We start from the raw sequence: 15,547 nt of genomic DNA, 5'->3' as shown, positions 1-15,547 counted from the left end.
CCGCCGATTCCGCCGCCGCTTGCAAACCCGGCCGCCGGGGCCTTATCTGCCCCCCATGAGCAAGTCCCCCCTTCCCGGCGACGAGGCCGCGCGGCCGTTGTTCCGCTGGCTCTGGGGCAATTACCTGCGCCCGCACTGGCCGTGGCTGGTCCTGGCGCTCGCGATCATGGCCGTCGAGGGCTCGTCGCTCGGCCTCATCAGCCTGCTCGTCCAGCCGATGTTCGACCAAATCTTCGTCGGCGGCGACAGCTCGGCGATCTGGTGGGTCGGCCTGTCGATCCTCGCCGTCTTCATCGCCCGCGGCCTCGCCTCGATGGCCCACAAGATCCTGCTCACCCGCATCGCGCAACGCACCGCCGCCGCGATCCGGCGCGACCTGCTCGGCCACCTGATGCGGCTCGACAGCGGCTTTCACCAGCAGCGCTCGCCCGGCGAACTGATCGAACGGGTGCAGGGCGACGTGGTCGCGATCAACACCGTCTGGTCGACGATCATCACCGGGCTCGGGCGCGACGTGGTCAGCCTGATCTGGCTGTTCGGCGTCGCGCTGTCGATCGACTGGCGCTGGACGGCGGTGACGCTGATCGGCGCGCCGCTCCTCGTGATCCCGTCGTTCTTCGTGCAGAAGTACGTCCGCCGCGTCAGCCGCCGCGCGCGCGGCATCGCCAGCCGCATGTCGCAGCGCCTCGACGAGGTGTTCCACGGCATCAACCCGATCAAGCTCAACAGCCTCGAGCGCTACCAGTCCGAGCGCGACGCCGCCCTCGTGGACGAGCGGGTGCGCGCCGAGGTGCAGACCGCCGTCGGCCAGTCCGCGATCCCCGCGCTGCTCGACGTGATGTCGGGGATCGGCTTCTTCGGGGTGCTCGTCTACGGCGGTCACGAGATCATCGCCGGCGAGAAGACCGTCGGCGAGTTCATGTCGTTCTTCACCGCCATCGGCCTCGCCTTCGACCCGCTGCGCCGGCTCGGCGCGCTCTCGGGCAAGTGGCAGACCGCCGCCGCCTCGATCGAGCGCATCCTCGGCCTGCTCAGCCTCGCTCCGGCCATCGACAGCCCGGCCCGCCCGCGCCCCGCCCCCACGGGCGACGCGCCCGAGGTGCGGCTGGAGGGCGTTGAGCTGGCCTACGGCGAGATGCCGGTGCTGCGCGGCGTCAGCTTCACCGCCGAGGCGGGCCGCACGACGGCGCTGGTGGGGGCGTCGGGCGCGGGCAAGAGCACGATCTTCCACGTCCTGACCCGCCTCGTCGATCCCTCCGCCGGCCGCGTGACGGTGGGCGGCGTGTCGACGGACGAGATGGACCTCGCCGAGCTGCGCGGGCTGTTCTCGGTCGTCTCGCAGGACGCGGCGCTGTTCGACGAGACCCTGCGCGAGAACATCCTGCTCGGGCGCGACGTCGGGGCCGCCCACCTCGACCACGTGCTCGAGGCCGCCCATGTCGCCGACTTCCTGCCCAACCTCGCCGACGGCCTCGACAGCCCCGCCGGGCCGCGCGGCTCGAACCTCTCCGGCGGCCAGCGCCAGCGCGTCGCCATCGCCCGCGCCCTGCTGCGCGACACGCCGGTGCTGCTGCTCGACGAGGCCACCTCGGCACTCGACACGAAATCCGAGCAGGTGGTGCAGGACGCGCTCGACCGGCTCAGCAAGGGGCGCACGACGCTGGTGATCGCGCACCGGCTCTCGACGGTGCGCAGCGCCGACAAGATCGTGGTGCTCGATCGCGGCCGGGTCGTCGACGAGGGGCGCCACGAGGAGCTGCTGGCGCGCGGCGGTCTGTACGCCGAGCTGCACCGGCTCCAGTTCCAGCATGCCAGGCACGGCTGAGGAGGCCAGATGAGCGACCGCACGATCTTCGAGCTGACCGGGAGCGACCGGGTCAAGTTCCTCGACAACCTCGTCACCAACAATGTCCCCGCCCCCGGCGACGGGCTGCGCTACGCGGCGCTGCTGACGCCGCAGGGCAAGTACATCGCCGACTTCTTCCTGCTCGCCGAGCCCGAGCGGCTGCTCATCGACGCACCCGCCGTCGTCGCGCCGGCGCTGGCGCAGCGGCTGTCGATGTACCGGCTGCGCGCCGACGTCGCCCTCGCCGAGATCGATCTCGCGGTGCGGCGCGGCACCGGCCCCGCCCCGGAGGGCGCGTTCGCCGATCCGCGCCACCCGGCGCTCGGCTGGCGGCTCTACGGCACCGGGGCGGGCGACGACGGCACCGACTTCGACGCGTTGCGCGTCGAGCATGTCGTGCCCGAGGCGGGCCGCGAGCTCGACGGCGACAGCTACGTCCTTGAGATGGGGTTCGAGCGGCTCAACGGCGTCGACTTCCGCAAGGGCTGCTATGTCGGCCAGGAAGTCACGGCGCGCATGAAGCACAAGACCGATCTGCGCAAGGGCCTCGCCCGGGTCCGCCTCGAGGGCGCCGCCGAGCCCGGGACCGAGATCGTCAGCGACGGCCGATCGGCGGGAATCCTCCACACCGTTTGCGCCTCGCGAGGGCTCGCCTACGTCAGGTACGACCGGGCGACCGGTCGGATGACCGCCGGCGATGCGAGAGTTTACCTGTCGTAAAGGCGGCCGGCTCTATTCGGGAGGAATGTGTCCGGAAGATGGCAGAACCTTGAACCTTTCCCGACGGCCCCTACATGGCCACCCGTCCGGGCGTCTGCCGCCTATATGTGGCGGAAGTTCAGCGGGGGCTATGCGCCCGGCGCATGACTGGCATTCCGAGATCGGAGGGCCGAATCAGGCCGAAAACTGCATATTCGCGAGGCGGCGAAAGTCGCAACCAAATAACAAAGGAAACCATATGACCGATTTCGTCGATGGCACCGCCTTCAACAACGAGCAGGGCAATCGCGCCCGCAAGCTCTTCGCTGCGGTGGTGCTCGCTGCTCTCGACGATGCGATCGCCGATGACAAGAAGTACGGTAACGGCCCCGAGCAGATCGCTCGCTGGGCGCGGTCCCGGGATGGGCGGGAAGTGCTCTCCTGCGCCGGGATCGATCCGAACGAACGCGTCGTCAACGGCCTGATGGAGTTCGTCGCCAAGGGTGTCCGCACCTCCGTCGCGCTGTCGCGCGAGGAGAGCGAGCGCCGCCACGCGGCCGAGCTTGCCCAGGCCGCAGCCTGATCGAACCAGCCTGAGCTTCGAAAGACGCGGTCCTCCGGGGCCGCGTTTTCGCTTTCCGGGGGTCAGCCGGCGAAGACCAGCGCCCACAGCACCAGCGGCGCGAGCTGGCTCAGCGCGGCCGCCACCACTGCCAGCCGTGGCCACAGCCCCGCGAAGCGCCGCCACAGCACCACGCACAGCGCGAGGCTCGCCAGCGTCTCGACCGGGCCGACGTGGCCGCCGTGATGGCGCGGATCCCAGTAGCTGAGCGGGCTGACGAAGACCCAGTCGGTCAGCGGCCAGAAGTGCGGCCGCCCGTCGTCGTGGTGCAGCGGCAGGTCGAGCGCCAGGTGCAGCAGCGCCGCGCCCGCCAGCGCCACCACCACCGCGTTGCGCCGCCACAGCCCGAGCGCGAGCCCGATGCTCCAGAGCACGATGCTGTTGTCGATGCGGAACAGCCGCGTCCAGCCGTCCGAGAAGTAGAGCTCGCCAAACACCACCTCCGGCGGCGTCGCCAGCCAGAGCAGGTGCCACCCCGCGAGCAGGTACAGCGACAGGTCGGGCAGCAGCCCGCCCAGCACCGCCGCCGCGCTCACCCAGGGGCGGCCGGGGCGCGCGAAGGCGGCGGCTCCGAAGATGATGTGCGCCGGCGTGTTCACGCCTCTTCCCCCGCCTCGGCCCTGTCCCTATCAAGGTGCCCGTGAGAGAGCCGAAAGCCAAGCCGATGCGCACGCCACCCGCCGCTCCGCCCACCTGGGCGGAGGCCGTCGCCGCTCCGGCATGCGCCAGGCGCCGCGCCGTCGCCTCCCACAGCGCCGCATCGCGGACGTCTATGCCCATACCGCCCGCCCCGCACGTCGTCGGGCTGGCCTGCCCCCCGAGCCGCACAGCCGCTCCATGACCCGCACGGCCGTCCCCCGCGCCCTCATGATCCAGGGCACCGGCTCCAACGTCGGCAAGTCCCTCCTCGTCGCCGGCCTTGCGCGGGCCGCGCTGCGCCGGGGCCTGAACGTCGCACCGTTCAAGCCGCAGAACATGTCCAACAACGCCGCCGTGACCGACGACGGCGGCGAGATCGGCCGCGCGCAGGCGCTGCAGGCCCGCGCCGCCGGCCTCGCCCCGCACACCGACATGAACCCCGTCCTGCTGAAGCCGGAGACCGACACGGGCGCGCAGGTGATCGTCCAGGGCCACCGCGCCGCCACGCAAGCGGCAAAAGATTACGGAAAGATGAAGGCGACGCTGCTGCCCAGGGTCCTCGAAAGCTACCGCCGCCTCGCCGCCGGGCGCGACCTGGTCCTCGTCGAAGGCGCCGGCAGCCCCGCCGAGATCAACCTGCGCGCCGGCGACATCGCCAACATGGGCTTCGCCGAGGCCGCCGACTGCCCCGTCATCCTCGCCGGCGACATCGACCGCGGCGGCGTCATCGCCCAGCTCGTCGGCACCGCCACGATCCTCCCCGCGCAAGACCGATCGCGGATCAAAGCGTTCATCATCAACAAGTTCCGAGGCGATCCTCACCTTTTCCATGAAGGTCTCACCGCGATCACCGGGCACACCGGCTGGACCTCCCTCGGCATCGCCCCCTGGTTCGCCGACGCCTGGCGGCTGCCCGCCGAGGACATCCTCGACCTCGCCACCCGTCCCGGCGGCGCCCTCAGGATCGCGGTTCCCCGCCTGGGCCGCATCGCCAACTTCGACGACCTCGACCCGCTCGCCGCAGAGCCCGGCGTCACCGTCGACATCATCCCGCCCGGCCGCCCGCTTCCCGGCGACGCCGCCCTCGTGCTGCTGCCCGGCTCGAAGTCCACCATCGCCGACCTCGCCGACCTGCGCGCCCAGGGCTGGGACATCGACCTCGCCGCCCACGTCCGGCGCGGCGGGCATGTCCTGGGCCTCTGCGGCGGCTACCAGATGCTCGGGCGCACCATCGCCGACCCGCACGGCATCGAGGGCCCGCCGGCGACGGTCGAGGGCCTCGGCCTGCTCGACGTCGCCACAATCATGGCCCCCGACAAGCGCGTCACCCTCGCCAGCGGCGCCGATCGCGCCACCGGCGCGCCGGTCGAGGGCTACGAGATCCACATCGGCCAGACCACCGGCCCCGACTGCGCCCGCGCCTGGCTCACCCTCGACGGCCGCCCCGAGGGCGCCGCCTCTCCCGACGGCCTCGTGCGCGGCTCGTACCTGCACGGCCTGTTCGCCTCCGACGCCTTCCGCGCCGCCACCCTCACCGCGCTCGGCGCCCCGGCCGCGCCGCGCCGCCACGAGGCCGAGGTCGAGGCGACCCTCGACGCCCTCGCCCACCACCTCGAGACACACCTGGACCTCGACCGCCTCTACGCGCTCGCCGCCCCCGTCCCGCACTGACGGCCGCAACCTCTGTCCTGAAAATATCCCCGCCGGAGGCTCCGACACCTCCGCCGGGCACAGGCCCCGGGTCAACTCACTCCGGCAGCGCCCAGGCGATGAGGTAGTCCCCCGTCGGCGTCTCCATGAAATGATGCCCCGTCGCCGCGATCATCACGTATTGCCGCCCGTCCACCTCGTAGGTGATCGGGTTCGCCTGTCCGCCGGCGGGCAGCACCGTCGACCAGACCGTCTCGCCCGTCTCGATATCGATGGCGCGGAACAGGTTGTCGGTCGCCGCGCCGATGAAGACCAGCCCGCTCGCGGTGACGACGGAGCCGCCGTTGTTGGGGGTGCCGATGTCGAGCGGCAGGAACGAGGGGATGCCGAAGGGGCCGTTGCGCCGGGCGGTGCCGAGCGGGCGGTCCCAGACGGTGTCGCCGGTGGCGAGGTCGATGGCGCGGATGCCGCCGAAAGGCGGGTCGGTGCAGGGCATTCCCGTCGCCGAATTGCGCCAGCCGGCGTTGACCTCGATGGCGTAGGGCGAGCCCGCCTGCGGGTCGCCCGCGCCCTCGGGGCTGCCCTCGGGCGGCGCCTCGTCGATCGGCGTGAGGCCACGCTCGTCGGCCTCCTCGCGCGGGATCAGGCGGTTGTAGTTGGGGATGTCGTTGTAGTTGGCGATGATCAGCCCGCGCTCGGGATCGACGGCGACGGAGCCCCAGTCGGAGCCGCCGTTGTAGCCCGGATACTGGATCCACGGCCGCTCGGACGACGGCGGGGTGTAGACGCCCTGGTAGTTGGCACGGCGGAACATGATCCGGCACCAGAGCTGATCGATCGGGGTGAAGCCCCACATGTCGCGCTCGGTGAGGTCCTCCTTGCGCAGGGTATGCCACTCGGAGATCGGCTGCGTGTCGGAGATGTAGTCGGGCTCGATCTCGCCCTGCGGCAGGTCGGTGAGCTCGCCCACGGGCGTCAGCGGCTCGCCGGTCGCGCGGTCGAGAATGTAGATGTCGCCCTGCTTGGACGGCAGCACGAGCGCAGGGGTGCCCTCGTAGTCGATCAGCGTGACCTGGCTGCCGAGGTCGTAGTCCCACACGTCGTGGCGCACGGTCTGGAAGTGCCAGGCGACCTCGCCCGTGGCGCCGTCGAGGGCGACGAGGGCGGTGGCGTACTCGTTCTCGGCCTCGCTGCGGTTGGAGCCGTAGTAGTCGACCGACGAGTTGCCCATCGGCAGGTAGACGAGGCCCAGGTCCTCGTCGGCGGTGGCGGTGGTCCACATGTTGGGCGTGCCGCGGGTATAGACCTCGCCCTCGGGCGGGCCGTCGCGGTTCTGCTCGGGCGCGCCGAGGTCCCAGGCCCAGGCGAGCTCGCCCGTCACCGCGTCGAAGCCGCGCACGACGCCCGAGGGCGCGTCCTCGGCCTGCCCGTCCTTGACCTGCGCGCCGGTGACGAGCACGCCGTTGACGACGACCGGCGGCGCGGTGACGGCGTACCAGCCGGGCACGCGCTCGCCGATGTCCTGCCACAGGTCGACGGTGCCGTTCTCGCCGAACCCCTCGCAGGGCGCGCCCGTCTCGACGTCGACGGCGACGAGCTTGGCGTCGAGCGTCGCCTGGATGACGCGGGTCGCGCAGGGCGCGCCCTCCTCGGCCTCGGGATCGACGTAGAGCGTCACGCCCCGGCAGGTCGCGCCGTAGGGGATGGCGGCGTCGGGGACGCCGGGGTCGTAGCGCCAGTTCTCCTCGCCGGTGGCGGCGTCGATGGCGATCAGGATGTTCATCGCCGAGCAGAGCAGCAGCTGGTCGTCGACCTTGAGCGGCGTGGTCTCGGGCGAATACCTGCCCTCCGCCTCGGGGCTCGGCAGATCGCCGGTGCGGTAGGTGAAGACTTCCTCCAGCTCGCCGACATTGTCGCGGGTGATCTGGTCGAGCGGCGAGTAGCGCGTCGCCTCGGCGTCGCCGCCCCAGTAGGGCCAGTCCGCGCCGACATCGCGCGCGGCGGCTTCCTGCGTGCTCGTGACGGACGTCTCCTCGGCAGCGACGTCCGGCGAAGCCTCGTCGGCGGGCGCTTCGGGTGCGGGCGCCTCGTCGGGCAATTCGGTCTCCGGGGAGGTGACGATCTCGGCGACCTGCGCGTGCAGCAGCGGCGCGGGGGCGACGGTGGCGAGGAGAAGGGCGAGGGAAGCGGAACGAAGGGGCATGGGCTTCTCCGGGAACGGGTACGTCAGCGGCGGCGGCGGGACAGGGCCGGGATGCAGAGCAGCACGGCGATGAGGATCAGCGTCGGGGCCAGCAGGCGCGGCAGCTGCGCCCACCATTCCGCGCCGACCTCCCACCAGGCCCAGCCGAGGGTGCCGAGCCATGTCAGCAGGTAGACCCAGACGGCCGCCATGCTGCCCTGGTTGAGGAGCACGCCCGTCGCGACGAGGCCGATCCCGGCGAGGCCGTAGTACCAGCTGCCGCCGAGGATGATCAGCCACAGGCCGAGCCCGCCGATGACCAGCCCGAGCAGGATGCAGATCCAGCCGAGCAGCTTGACGGCCCAGCCCGACCCGTGGGTGGAACGGTCATAATCGTGTGTCGTCATCGGCCAACCCTCGTACTCGCGGCACCATTCGCCCGATCAACACCAACCGTCCGAAGTCGTTCCCCGTGCCCTGCCGGATGGTTCCTTCGCCGCGCGCGAACGTGAAGCCGCGTCATCCGCCGAGGATCGTCCAGACCAGCAGCCCGCCGCCGGCGACGAAGACGAAGGCGAACAGCGCGTAGAGCCCGTCGCGCACCAGCAGCGACAGCGAGAACAGCACCACCGCCGTGCCGAGGATCGACGAGGTGAACGGCACCAGTTCGAACAGCGGCATGGCGAGGCCGCAGATCATGCAGGCGCTCTGGGTGATCCACTTGAAGGGCCGCCGCACGAGGATCGACAGCCGCTCCCGCGAGTGGCTGTCGAGGAAGTCGGCGGGCTTGCGCATCTTCTCCACCGCGCCGCGCACCCGCTCGGAGGAGATCTTCCGCTTCATGATCCACTCGGGCAGCCACAGGTGGTCGCGGTCGAACAGCATCTGCGCCGAGACGAGCGCGATCAGGATGCCGCAGACCGACGAGAACAGCGGGATGCCCGACAGCGGCGTCACCACCGCGAGCGCGGGGGCCATGAGCACGGGCACGAAGGAGGCCTCGCCCAGCGAGCGGACCACCTCGCGCATCCGCGTGGTCTCGCCGTCGGCGGCGCGGTGGAGCTGGTCGACGACCGCCCGGACGGACGTGAGGGCCGGCGGTGCAGCGGGATCGGGCGACGGGTCGGTCATGGGGCGGCAACCTCCTCGGCGTCGCGCGGTTCCTGTGCGGCGTACCAGGCCGCGAGCAGGTCGATCTCGGCGTCGCTCAGCTCGCGCGCCGCGGCCGCCATCAGCTCCGAGCCGTGCCGCACGCCGTCGCGCCAGAGCCGGAGCTGGACGGCGAGGTAGTGGCGGTCCTGCCCCTCGAGCAGCGGGATGTCGGGCCGCGCGCGGGTCGCGCCGGGGCCGTGGCAGGCGCTGCAGGCGGGCACGTCGCGGGTGCCGCGCATCGCCAGCGCCGCCCCCTCCCGCGGCCCCTCTCCCGCCGTGCCCGTGGCCGGGCGGGCGGCGAACCACGCGGCGAGGTCGGCCAGCGCCGCCTCGGGCACGGCGGAGGCGGCGTGCTCCATGATCCCGCTCTGGCGACTGCCCTCCCGGAATTCCTCGAGCTCTTCCAGCAGGTAGGCGGCGTTCTGGATGTCGAGCCGGGGCACGTGGCCCTCGATGCTGCCGTGACAGCCGGCGCAGTAGGCCGCGTGCTCGGGCGCGTCGGCGGGCAGCTCCGGCGGCGGCGGCGGCAGCGCGCCGTCGCCTGCCTGCACGTCCTGCAGGTAGGCGACGACGGGCCAAACCTCCGCCTCGCGCTCGCGGCCGGGCCAGGCGGGCATCCCGCTCATCTTGATGCCGTTATAGACGATCCAGTGCAGCTCGGCCGCCGACCACTCGCCCACCGCCTGCCCGATGGGCGGCGGCACCGGCAGCATCGCCCGCATCGTCGCGGTGCGATCCGCCCCCGGCGCGGCGTGGCAGGGGGCGCAGGCGCTCGCGAAGTGGCGTGCGCCCAGCGCGGCGAGGGCCGGGTCGGAGAGGTCGGGCACCGCGTCCTCGGGCATCGCGCGCAGCTCGACGGAATTGCGGAAGGTGGTGTGCAGCACCCAGCGCACGCCCGGCCAGTGGCCCTCCTGCGCCGAAACGTTGTAGAGCCCGATCCCCACCGTCGCCGCCGCGCCGACCAGGCCGAGCGCCGCGAGCGCGGCGAGCGTCAAGAGCACCCGCCTCATACCGCCTCCTCCGGCGCGAGCGCCCGTCCGGTCAGTGCGAGCCCCGCGACGAGGTAGACCGGGGTGCCGGTGGCGAGCATCAGCATCCCCCCGAGCTGCTGCGCCGTCAGGTCGGGCGGGGTGCCGCAGAAGGCGGCGTAGAGGTCGCGCGGGGCGAGCACGAGCAGCGCGCCGAGCAGGGTCATGTGCATCGACGTCAGCAGCAGCCCGCCCGCCCCGGCCAGCGGCTGGCGCGCGCCGAGGCAGCCGGCCCAGACCATCAGCCCCGCGATCAGGAAGCTCGCCTGCTCGGCCGCGAAGGCGACGCCGTCGGTGCGCGCCGCGCCGTGCAGCCGCGGCAGGTGCCACGCCCAGACTACGACGAACTCCAGCGCCGCCGCCGCCAGCGGGCTCAGCGCCAGCAGCACCGCCAGCCCCGGCAGCCCGAGCACGATCAGCGGCGCGGCGAGCGCCACCAGCGTCATGTGCCGCACCATGTGGACGGGAAAGCCCGCCGCCCAGCTCTCGAGCGGCAGCAGCCAGATCAGCGCCAGCAGCGCGAGGCCGGGAAGGAGGTAGCGCGGTCTCACCGGCAGCCCTCCACGAGCAGCAGCGGCATCGTGACGTAGACGACGCCGATGAACGAGATGATCGCCAGCAGGAAGGCGGCGTGGCCGAGGAACTCGTGCCGGTCCTCGGCCTCGCCTTCCGGATTGGAGAAGTCGCCGGTGTCGGTGACGTTCCACTGCCGGAACGCCCGCCACCCGACCCAGCCGATGGCCGCCAGCGCCGCGACCGACGCCGCCAGCAGCCCGCCCGTCAGCCAGCCCGGCACGGCCCCCGCCTTGGCGCAGGCGATGGCGACGGCGCAGTAGCAGAGCAGGAAGTGGCCCGACCAGATCGTCGGGGCGGCGGTGATGCGGACCAGGCTCTCCGCCTCCTCGCGGAAGGCGCGGCGCTCCTCGTCCCGCTCGGCGGGCCTGTCGCGCCGCCGCTGCGGATCGTGCCGGGCGCTCATGTCAGCACCATCGGGGCGAGGCCCAGCACCGCGCAGGCGACGAGGGCCGAGAGCGCGTGGAAGTGCCAGAACAGCGCGACGTTCCAGATGTCGGCATCGAAGCGCGGGGTCATCTTGCCGGCGAGCGAGCCGGCGAGACAGTAGAGCTGCATGATCGCCCCCACCCCGCTGTGCACCACGACCCAGACCATGATCGCCCACATGATCGCCGGGTAGACGTGCGCCGTCGGCGACATGTGCAGCACCGAGAAGATCAGAGCGCCGGCCCCCAGCAGCGTCGCCGCCGGCGCCACCGCCAGCGCGCCGCGCGCCGCCGCGAGCCGGCCGGCGCGGTTGAGCGAGCGCGCCGCGCGGGTCAGCGCCCAGGCCAGCGCCATCGCCGCCGCCGCCAGCCCGACGAGCCACGCCACCGGATCGAGCGCCTCGGGAGGCGGGAAGTCGGGCGAGGCGGTCCAGTAGAAGAAGAACCCGAAGATCACGCTCGCGAAGGCCGTCGCATCGCCCAGCATGGTGATCCACATCGCCCACCAGCCGACGGACTTGGGCCCCGAGGCGTAGGTCGGCAGACTGAGGCCGAGGCCGACGTCCTTCATCTCCTTCTCGGGCGGCCGCGCGGTGTCGCTCCAGAGCCACCAGATGATGAAGCCGACGGCGATGGCGCCGCACAGGATCGCCGGCCAGTAGATGTGGAACGTCGGGAAGATGAACGCGCCCCCGGTGAAGATCGCGGCCCCGTGGGTCTTCCATGTCGGCCCCGTCACCCGCTGGACCTGCAGCGGGCGCGCGTCGATCACGCTGGTGATCATCGTCTCGCGAAAGCCCTCCTCGGCGTCGCCGAGGTAGTAGCGCCCCGCATCCATCCGCTCGACGAGCTTGGGCTGGTCCCAAAGCGGGTAGCGCTTGGTGATGTAGGGCACCGAGCGCGCACCCCAGGCCTCCTCGGGCACGTCGTGCGACCACTCGAGCGTCCCCGCCTCCCACGGATTGCGCGCGATCTGCGGCTGGCGCGACTTCGGGCGCAGCAGGTCGACCAGGAAGACGGCGAAGCCGGCGGCGATGACGAAGGCCGCGGTGCTCGACAGCAGGTTGAGCCAGTCCCAGCCCAGCCCCGCGGGGTAGGCGTAGATGCGGCGCGGCATCCCCAGCAGGCCGGTCAGGTGCATCGGCAGGAAGGTGAGGTTGAAGCCGACGAAGATCAGCCAGAAGGCCCACTTGCCGAGCCGGTCCGACAGCCGCTTCTTGGCGATGAACGGGTAGAAGTAGTAGACCCCCGCGATCACCGGGAAGACCATCCCGCCGAACAGCGTGTAGTGCAGGTGCGCGACGACGAAGTAGCTGTCGTGCGCCTGGAAGTCGAACGGCGCGATGGCCAGCATCACCCCCGTCAGCCCGCCGGCGGTGAAGATCGCCAGCCCGCCCGCGATCCACAGCATCGGCAGGTTGACCCGCACCCGGCCCACCATCAGCGTCGCCGCGAAGGCGAAGAGCTGGATGCCGGTCGGGATCACCACCGCCTCGGAGGCGGCGGAGAAGAAGCCGAGCGAGATGTTGGGCAGCCCAGTGGTGAACATGTGGTGCACCCAGAGTCCGAAGCTCAGGAAGCCGGTGCCCACGGCGGAGAGCACGATCCACGAATACCCCACGATCGGCCGCCGCGCGACGGTCGGCACGATCATCGCCGCGATGGCGATCGAGGGCAGGAAGACGATGTAGACCTCCGGGTGGCCGAAGATCCAGAACAGGTGCTGCCACAGCATCGGGTCGCCCCCGCGCGTGGGGTCGAAGAACGGCCAGTCGAACGACCGCTCGAGCTCGAACAGGAAGTCGCCCGCGATCAGCGGCGGGAAGGCGAACAGGATCATGCCGCCCACCACCATCACGTACCACGCATAGAGCGGCATGATGTTGACCCGCATCCCCGGCGGCCGGCACTTGAGCGTCCCCACGATCAGCTCCACCGCCGCCGCGATGGAGGCGATCTCGATGAACGACAGCCCCAGCAGCCAGATGTCCGAGCCCGGCCCCTTCTCCTCGGTGGCGAGCGGCGGGTACATGAACCAGCCCGCGCGCGGCGCGACGTCGAACAGGATCGAGCCCATCACGAAGATGCCGCCGATCAGGAACGACCAGTAGCCGTAGGCCGACAGCCGCGGGAACGGCATGTCGCGCGCCCCCAGCATCGCGGGCAGGATCAGGATCGAGATCGCCTCGAAGATCGGCACCGCGAAGAGGAACATCATCGCCGAGCCGTGCATCGTGAAGAGCTGGTTGAAGAGATCGGCGGAGATCGCGTCGTTCTCGGGAACGGCGAGCTGCACGCGGATCATGAGCGCCATCAGGCCGGCCAGCAGCATGAAGCAGAAGGCGGTCAGCGAGTACCAGACGCCGACCTCCGAGTTGTTGACCGCCGACCAGTAGCGCCAGCCCTTCGGCGTCTCCCACGCCTTGCGCAGCCGTTCCGCCTGCGCCGCCTGCAGCTCGGGCGGCACCGGCTCGGCGAGCATCGCCTCGGTGGGCGGGTAGGGCCCGCGCGGCGCGCGCTCGTCGGCGTGCTCGCCGGCGGCGGCCGGGCTGTCGTCGCGCCGGCTCACGTCAGCCCCGCGAGGTAGGCCGCGAGCGCGGCGGCGTCCGCGTCGGAGAGGTGATCGTAGCTCGGCATGCGCACTCCGGGCTTGAGGCTGTCGGTGTGGGTGATCCAGGCGGCGAAGGCCTCGGGCGTGGCCGCGAGCCGCCCCGCGCCGATGCTCCGGCGGCCGCCCACGTGGGTGAGGTCCGGCCCCACCTGCCCCACATGCCCGGTCCCGCGGATCGCGTGGCAGGCGCCGCAGCCCTCCCGCGCGAACAGCGCGGCGCCGCGCTCGGCCGCCCCGCCCTCGGGCGCGGCCGCGGCGCCCGCCTCCGCGTCGAGCCAGGCGTCGAACGCGTCCGGCGGCATCGCCACCGCCTCGAACGCCATCCACGCATGGCTCTCGCCGCAGAATTCCGCGCATTGCCCGCGATAGACCCCCGGCGCCTCGGCCTCGAGCGAGACGTAGGTCTCGCGGCCGGGGAACATGTCCATCTTGCCGCCGAGCGAGGGGATCCAGAACGAGTGGATCACCTGGTCGCTGTCGAGCCGGAACCCCACCCGCTCGCCCACCGGCAGCCGGATCTCGTTGGCCGACACGACGGGCGCCGCGGCGCCCTCGGGCCAGTACTCGACGCGCCACCACCATTGCTCGCCGTGCACCCGGATCGTCAGGCCGTCGTCGGGCTGGCGCTGGTCGGGCAGGATCGACAGCCCCCAGCCGAGCAGCGCCCCCAGCAGGATCGTCGGCAGCACGATCCCGCCGCCGATGACCATCCCGTTGGCGAGCCTGCGCGGCATGGCGGAGGCGTTGACGCGGGTGACGTAGAAGAACATCCCGTTCATCGCCAGCCACAGCAGCACCGCGCCGCCCAGCATGACCCAGAACAGCGTGCCCAGCGCCGCGGCGTCCGCGCCGCCCGGACTCAGCGCCGATTGCCGCCCCGCGCACCCCGCGAGCGACAGCGCGGCCGCCGCCGCGGCCGTGGCCGCACCGGTCAGACGCATCGTCTCTCGAACCGAACTTGCACTTCCACCCCGTCACTCGCTGCCGACTGGCCGCACCGGGTGAACCGCCCGGTTCAACTTCGGTTCCCGATTTCGTGATCACCCCCGGGGTCGGGCCCGCGCCCCCCTTCATCTGGCCCCAAATATGCAAATAGCCACCTCGCCTCCGCGCCCGACGTGGCGGAGCGGCCGCGCCCGGCCCACAGGAAGCGGTGGCATCCCGCGCCCGGCGGGGCCATATCTGAGCCATGACCGGAGACGATTTCGCCCGCTTCGCCTACCTCGCGCTCCTCGGCATCGCCATCGCCGGGTGGTTCGTCGTGCAGAACCGGGGCCAGTTCGGGAAGATGCTGCAGCAGGCCACGGTCTGGGGCCTGATCTTCCTCGGCGTGATCGCGGCCATCGGCCTCTGGGGCGACATCCGCGACGACGTGGCGCCGCGCCAGAGCGTGGTGTCGGAGAACCGGGTCGAGGTGCCGCGCGGAATCGACGGGCACTACGCGCTGACGCTGCAGGTCAACGGCGTGCCGGTCGACTTCGTCGTCGACACCGGCGCCACCGAGATCGTGCTCAGCCGCGAAGACGCCCGCCGCGTCGGGATCGACCCGGACGGGCTCGACTACATCGGCAGCGCCCGGACCGCCAACGGCCTCGTCGGCACCGCCGTCGTCTACCTCGACAGCGTCCAGCTCGGCCCGATCCGCGACAGCGACGTGCGCGCCGTGGTCAACGAGGGCGCGCTGTTCGGCTCGCTGCTGGGAATGGGCTATCTCGGCCGGTTCGAGCGGATCGAGATCAGCGGCAACAGGCTGGTCCTGACGCGGTGAGGGAGGGCCCGAGTCCGGCCGGCAGGTGATCTACACCGCCGCGACCGCCTACCTCGTGCGCTCCGAGGGGGGGCCGCAGCTGGTGATGGTCGACGGCCTCGCCCAGACCCTGCGCGGCTCCGACCAGCGGCTCTACACCACCCGCTTCAACGACTTCACCTACGACATCGGCCGCCTGATCGTGTCCGAGGAGCCCGGCCGGCTGCGCGAGCGCAACGTCTGGAGCGGGCCGTTGCTGCAGGCGAGCTCGGCGCTGCAGGCGCAGATCGAGCGGCCGGCGGTGGCGCTGCGCGCGGAGGTGCACGACCGGATGAACAAGGCGCTGCTCGGCTTCGTGGGGCCGGTGCTC

General features: G+C 71.9%; 14 protein-coding genes and 1 pseudogene. 6 read left to right on the top strand and 9 right to left on the bottom strand.

Annotated features, from left to right (window positions below; translation table 11 throughout):
* Positions 1–55 precede the first annotated feature (55 nt).
* The 3 genes from OG2516_RS04785 to OG2516_RS04775 all read left to right on the top strand — a co-directional run bounded on the left by OG2516_RS04785 (position 56) and on the right by OG2516_RS04775 (position 3,128).
* Positions 56–1,825 (top strand): ABC transporter ATP-binding protein, encoded by a 1,770-nt coding sequence (locus OG2516_RS04785; RefSeq protein ID WP_040614977.1) that lies wholly within the window; start codon positions 56–58, stop codon positions 1,823–1,825.
* Positions 1,826–1,834: 9 nt separating this feature from the next.
* Positions 1,835–2,566, top strand: a complete 732-nt coding sequence (ygfZ, locus tag OG2516_RS04780) for a CAF17-like 4Fe-4S cluster assembly/insertion protein YgfZ (RefSeq protein WP_007254494.1) — start codon at positions 1,835–1,837, stop codon at positions 2,564–2,566.
* Between the two features lie 238 nt (positions 2,567–2,804).
* Complete coding sequence (locus tag OG2516_RS04775) at positions 2,805–3,128, top strand: DUF6280 family protein (RefSeq protein ID WP_007254493.1); 324 nt, start codon at positions 2,805–2,807, stop codon at positions 3,126–3,128.
* A 62-nt stretch (positions 3,129–3,190) separates the two neighbouring features.
* Here OG2516_RS04775 and OG2516_RS04770 read toward each other — a convergent pair whose 3' ends face one another.
* The gene (locus OG2516_RS04770) at positions 3,191–3,766 is read right to left on the bottom strand and encodes a hypothetical protein (RefSeq protein ID WP_007254492.1); all 576 of its coding nucleotides are present in this window, start codon (positions 3,764–3,766) and stop codon (positions 3,191–3,193) included.
* A gap of 238 nt (positions 3,767–4,004) precedes the next feature.
* Between OG2516_RS04770 and OG2516_RS04765 the strand changes: the two genes are divergently transcribed.
* Positions 4,005–5,477, top strand: coding sequence for a cobyric acid synthase (locus tag OG2516_RS04765; protein ID WP_007254491.1), 1,473 nt, complete (start codon positions 4,005–4,007; stop codon positions 5,475–5,477).
* Between the two features lie 76 nt (positions 5,478–5,553).
* Here the strand turns inward: OG2516_RS04765 and OG2516_RS04760 are convergent, their stop codons facing one another.
* From OG2516_RS04760 to OG2516_RS04725, 8 genes are all read right to left on the bottom strand, one after another.
* A complete protein-coding gene (locus OG2516_RS04760; RefSeq protein WP_007254490.1) occupies positions 5,554–7,659 on the bottom strand; it encodes a pyrroloquinoline quinone-dependent dehydrogenase in 2,106 nt (701 codons plus the stop codon).
* Between the two features lie 23 nt (positions 7,660–7,682).
* Positions 7,683–8,045, bottom strand: a complete 363-nt coding sequence (locus OG2516_RS04755; protein WP_007254489.1) for a hypothetical protein — start codon at positions 8,043–8,045, stop codon at positions 7,683–7,685.
* Between the two features lie 112 nt (positions 8,046–8,157).
* Positions 8,158–8,769 (bottom strand): exopolysaccharide biosynthesis protein, encoded by a 612-nt coding sequence (locus OG2516_RS04750; RefSeq protein WP_007254488.1) that lies wholly within the window; start codon positions 8,767–8,769, stop codon positions 8,158–8,160.
* Positions 8,766–9,800, bottom strand: coding sequence for a c-type cytochrome (locus OG2516_RS04745; protein ID WP_007254487.1), 1,035 nt, complete (start codon positions 9,798–9,800; stop codon positions 8,766–8,768). Before OG2516_RS04745 ends, OG2516_RS04750 begins: the two co-directional genes overlap by 4 nt.
* Positions 9,797–10,369 (bottom strand): cytochrome c oxidase assembly protein, encoded by a 573-nt coding sequence (locus OG2516_RS04740; RefSeq protein WP_007254486.1) that lies wholly within the window; start codon positions 10,367–10,369, stop codon positions 9,797–9,799. Before OG2516_RS04740 ends, OG2516_RS04745 begins: the two co-directional genes overlap by 4 nt.
* Complete coding sequence (locus OG2516_RS04735) at positions 10,366–10,797, bottom strand: hypothetical protein (RefSeq protein ID WP_007254485.1); 432 nt, start codon at positions 10,795–10,797, stop codon at positions 10,366–10,368. Before OG2516_RS04735 ends, OG2516_RS04740 begins: the two co-directional genes overlap by 4 nt.
* Positions 10,794–13,301: a cytochrome c oxidase subunit I gene (gene ctaD, locus OG2516_RS04730; protein WP_050769148.1), complete on the bottom strand. Its 2,508-nt coding sequence runs from the start codon at positions 13,299–13,301 to the stop codon at positions 10,794–10,796. Before ctaD ends, OG2516_RS04735 begins: the two co-directional genes overlap by 4 nt.
* An 83-nt stretch (positions 13,302–13,384) precedes the next feature.
* Complete coding sequence (locus OG2516_RS04725; protein ID WP_007254483.1) at positions 13,385–14,371, bottom strand: cytochrome c oxidase subunit II; 987 nt, start codon at positions 14,369–14,371, stop codon at positions 13,385–13,387.
* A 248-nt stretch (positions 14,372–14,619) separates the two neighbouring features.
* On the opposite strand from OG2516_RS04725, the gene OG2516_RS04720 reads away from it, so the two are divergent.
* Together OG2516_RS04720 and OG2516_RS04715 are read left to right on the top strand one after the other, a co-directional pair.
* Positions 14,620–15,198 carry a retropepsin-like aspartic protease family protein gene (locus OG2516_RS04720; RefSeq protein ID WP_007254482.1) on the top strand — a complete coding sequence of 193 codons (579 nt, stop codon included), beginning with the start codon at positions 14,620–14,622 and terminating at the stop codon, positions 15,196–15,198.
* Positions 15,199–15,223: 25 nt separating this feature from the next.
* A pseudogene (locus OG2516_RS04715) lies at positions 15,224–15,547 on the top strand (LPS export ABC transporter permease LptF); the annotation flags it as partial.

The sequence above is a fragment of the Oceanicola granulosus HTCC2516 genome (assembly GCF_000153305.1).
Classification (GTDB): domain Bacteria; phylum Pseudomonadota; class Alphaproteobacteria; order Rhodobacterales; family Rhodobacteraceae; genus Oceanicola; species Oceanicola granulosus.
The sequence above is the reverse complement of the archived record's forward strand: the minus strand, read 5'-3'. Positions and strand labels throughout refer to the sequence as shown.

What these genes read in the sequence shown, in the direction of transcription:
- OG2516_RS04785 (WP_040614977.1), top strand. Translation starts at nt 56, where the DNA reads ATGAGCAAGTCCCCCCTTCCCGGCGACGAGGCCGCGCGGCCGTTGTTC.
- ygfZ (WP_007254494.1), top strand. Translation starts at nt 1,835, where the DNA reads ATGAGCGACCGCACGATCTTCGAGCTGACCGGGAGCGACCGGGTCAAG.
- OG2516_RS04775 (WP_007254493.1), top strand. Translation starts at nt 2,805, where the DNA reads ATGACCGATTTCGTCGATGGCACCGCCTTCAACAACGAGCAGGGCAAT.
- OG2516_RS04765 (WP_007254491.1), top strand. Translation starts at nt 4,005, where the DNA reads ATGACCCGCACGGCCGTCCCCCGCGCCCTCATGATCCAGGGCACCGGC.
- OG2516_RS04760 (WP_007254490.1), bottom strand. Translation starts at nt 7,659, where the DNA reads ATGCCCCTTCGTTCCGCTTCCCTCGCCCTTCTCCTCGCCACCGTCGCC.
- OG2516_RS04755 (WP_007254489.1), bottom strand. Translation starts at nt 8,045, where the DNA reads ATGACGACACACGATTATGACCGTTCCACCCACGGGTCGGGCTGGGCC.
- OG2516_RS04750 (WP_007254488.1), bottom strand. Translation starts at nt 8,769, where the DNA reads ATGACCGACCCGTCGCCCGATCCCGCTGCACCGCCGGCCCTCACGTCC.
- OG2516_RS04745 (WP_007254487.1), bottom strand. Translation starts at nt 9,800, where the DNA reads ATGAGGCGGGTGCTCTTGACGCTCGCCGCGCTCGCGGCGCTCGGCCTG.
- OG2516_RS04735 (WP_007254485.1), bottom strand. Translation starts at nt 10,797, where the DNA reads ATGAGCGCCCGGCACGATCCGCAGCGGCGGCGCGACAGGCCCGCCGAG.
- ctaD (WP_050769148.1), bottom strand. Translation starts at nt 13,301, where the DNA reads ATGCTCGCCGAGCCGGTGCCGCCCGAGCTGCAGGCGGCGCAGGCGGAA.
- OG2516_RS04725 (WP_007254483.1), bottom strand. Translation starts at nt 14,371, where the DNA reads ATGCGTCTGACCGGTGCGGCCACGGCCGCGGCGGCGGCCGCGCTGTCG.
- OG2516_RS04720 (WP_007254482.1), top strand. Translation starts at nt 14,620, where the DNA reads ATGACCGGAGACGATTTCGCCCGCTTCGCCTACCTCGCGCTCCTCGGC.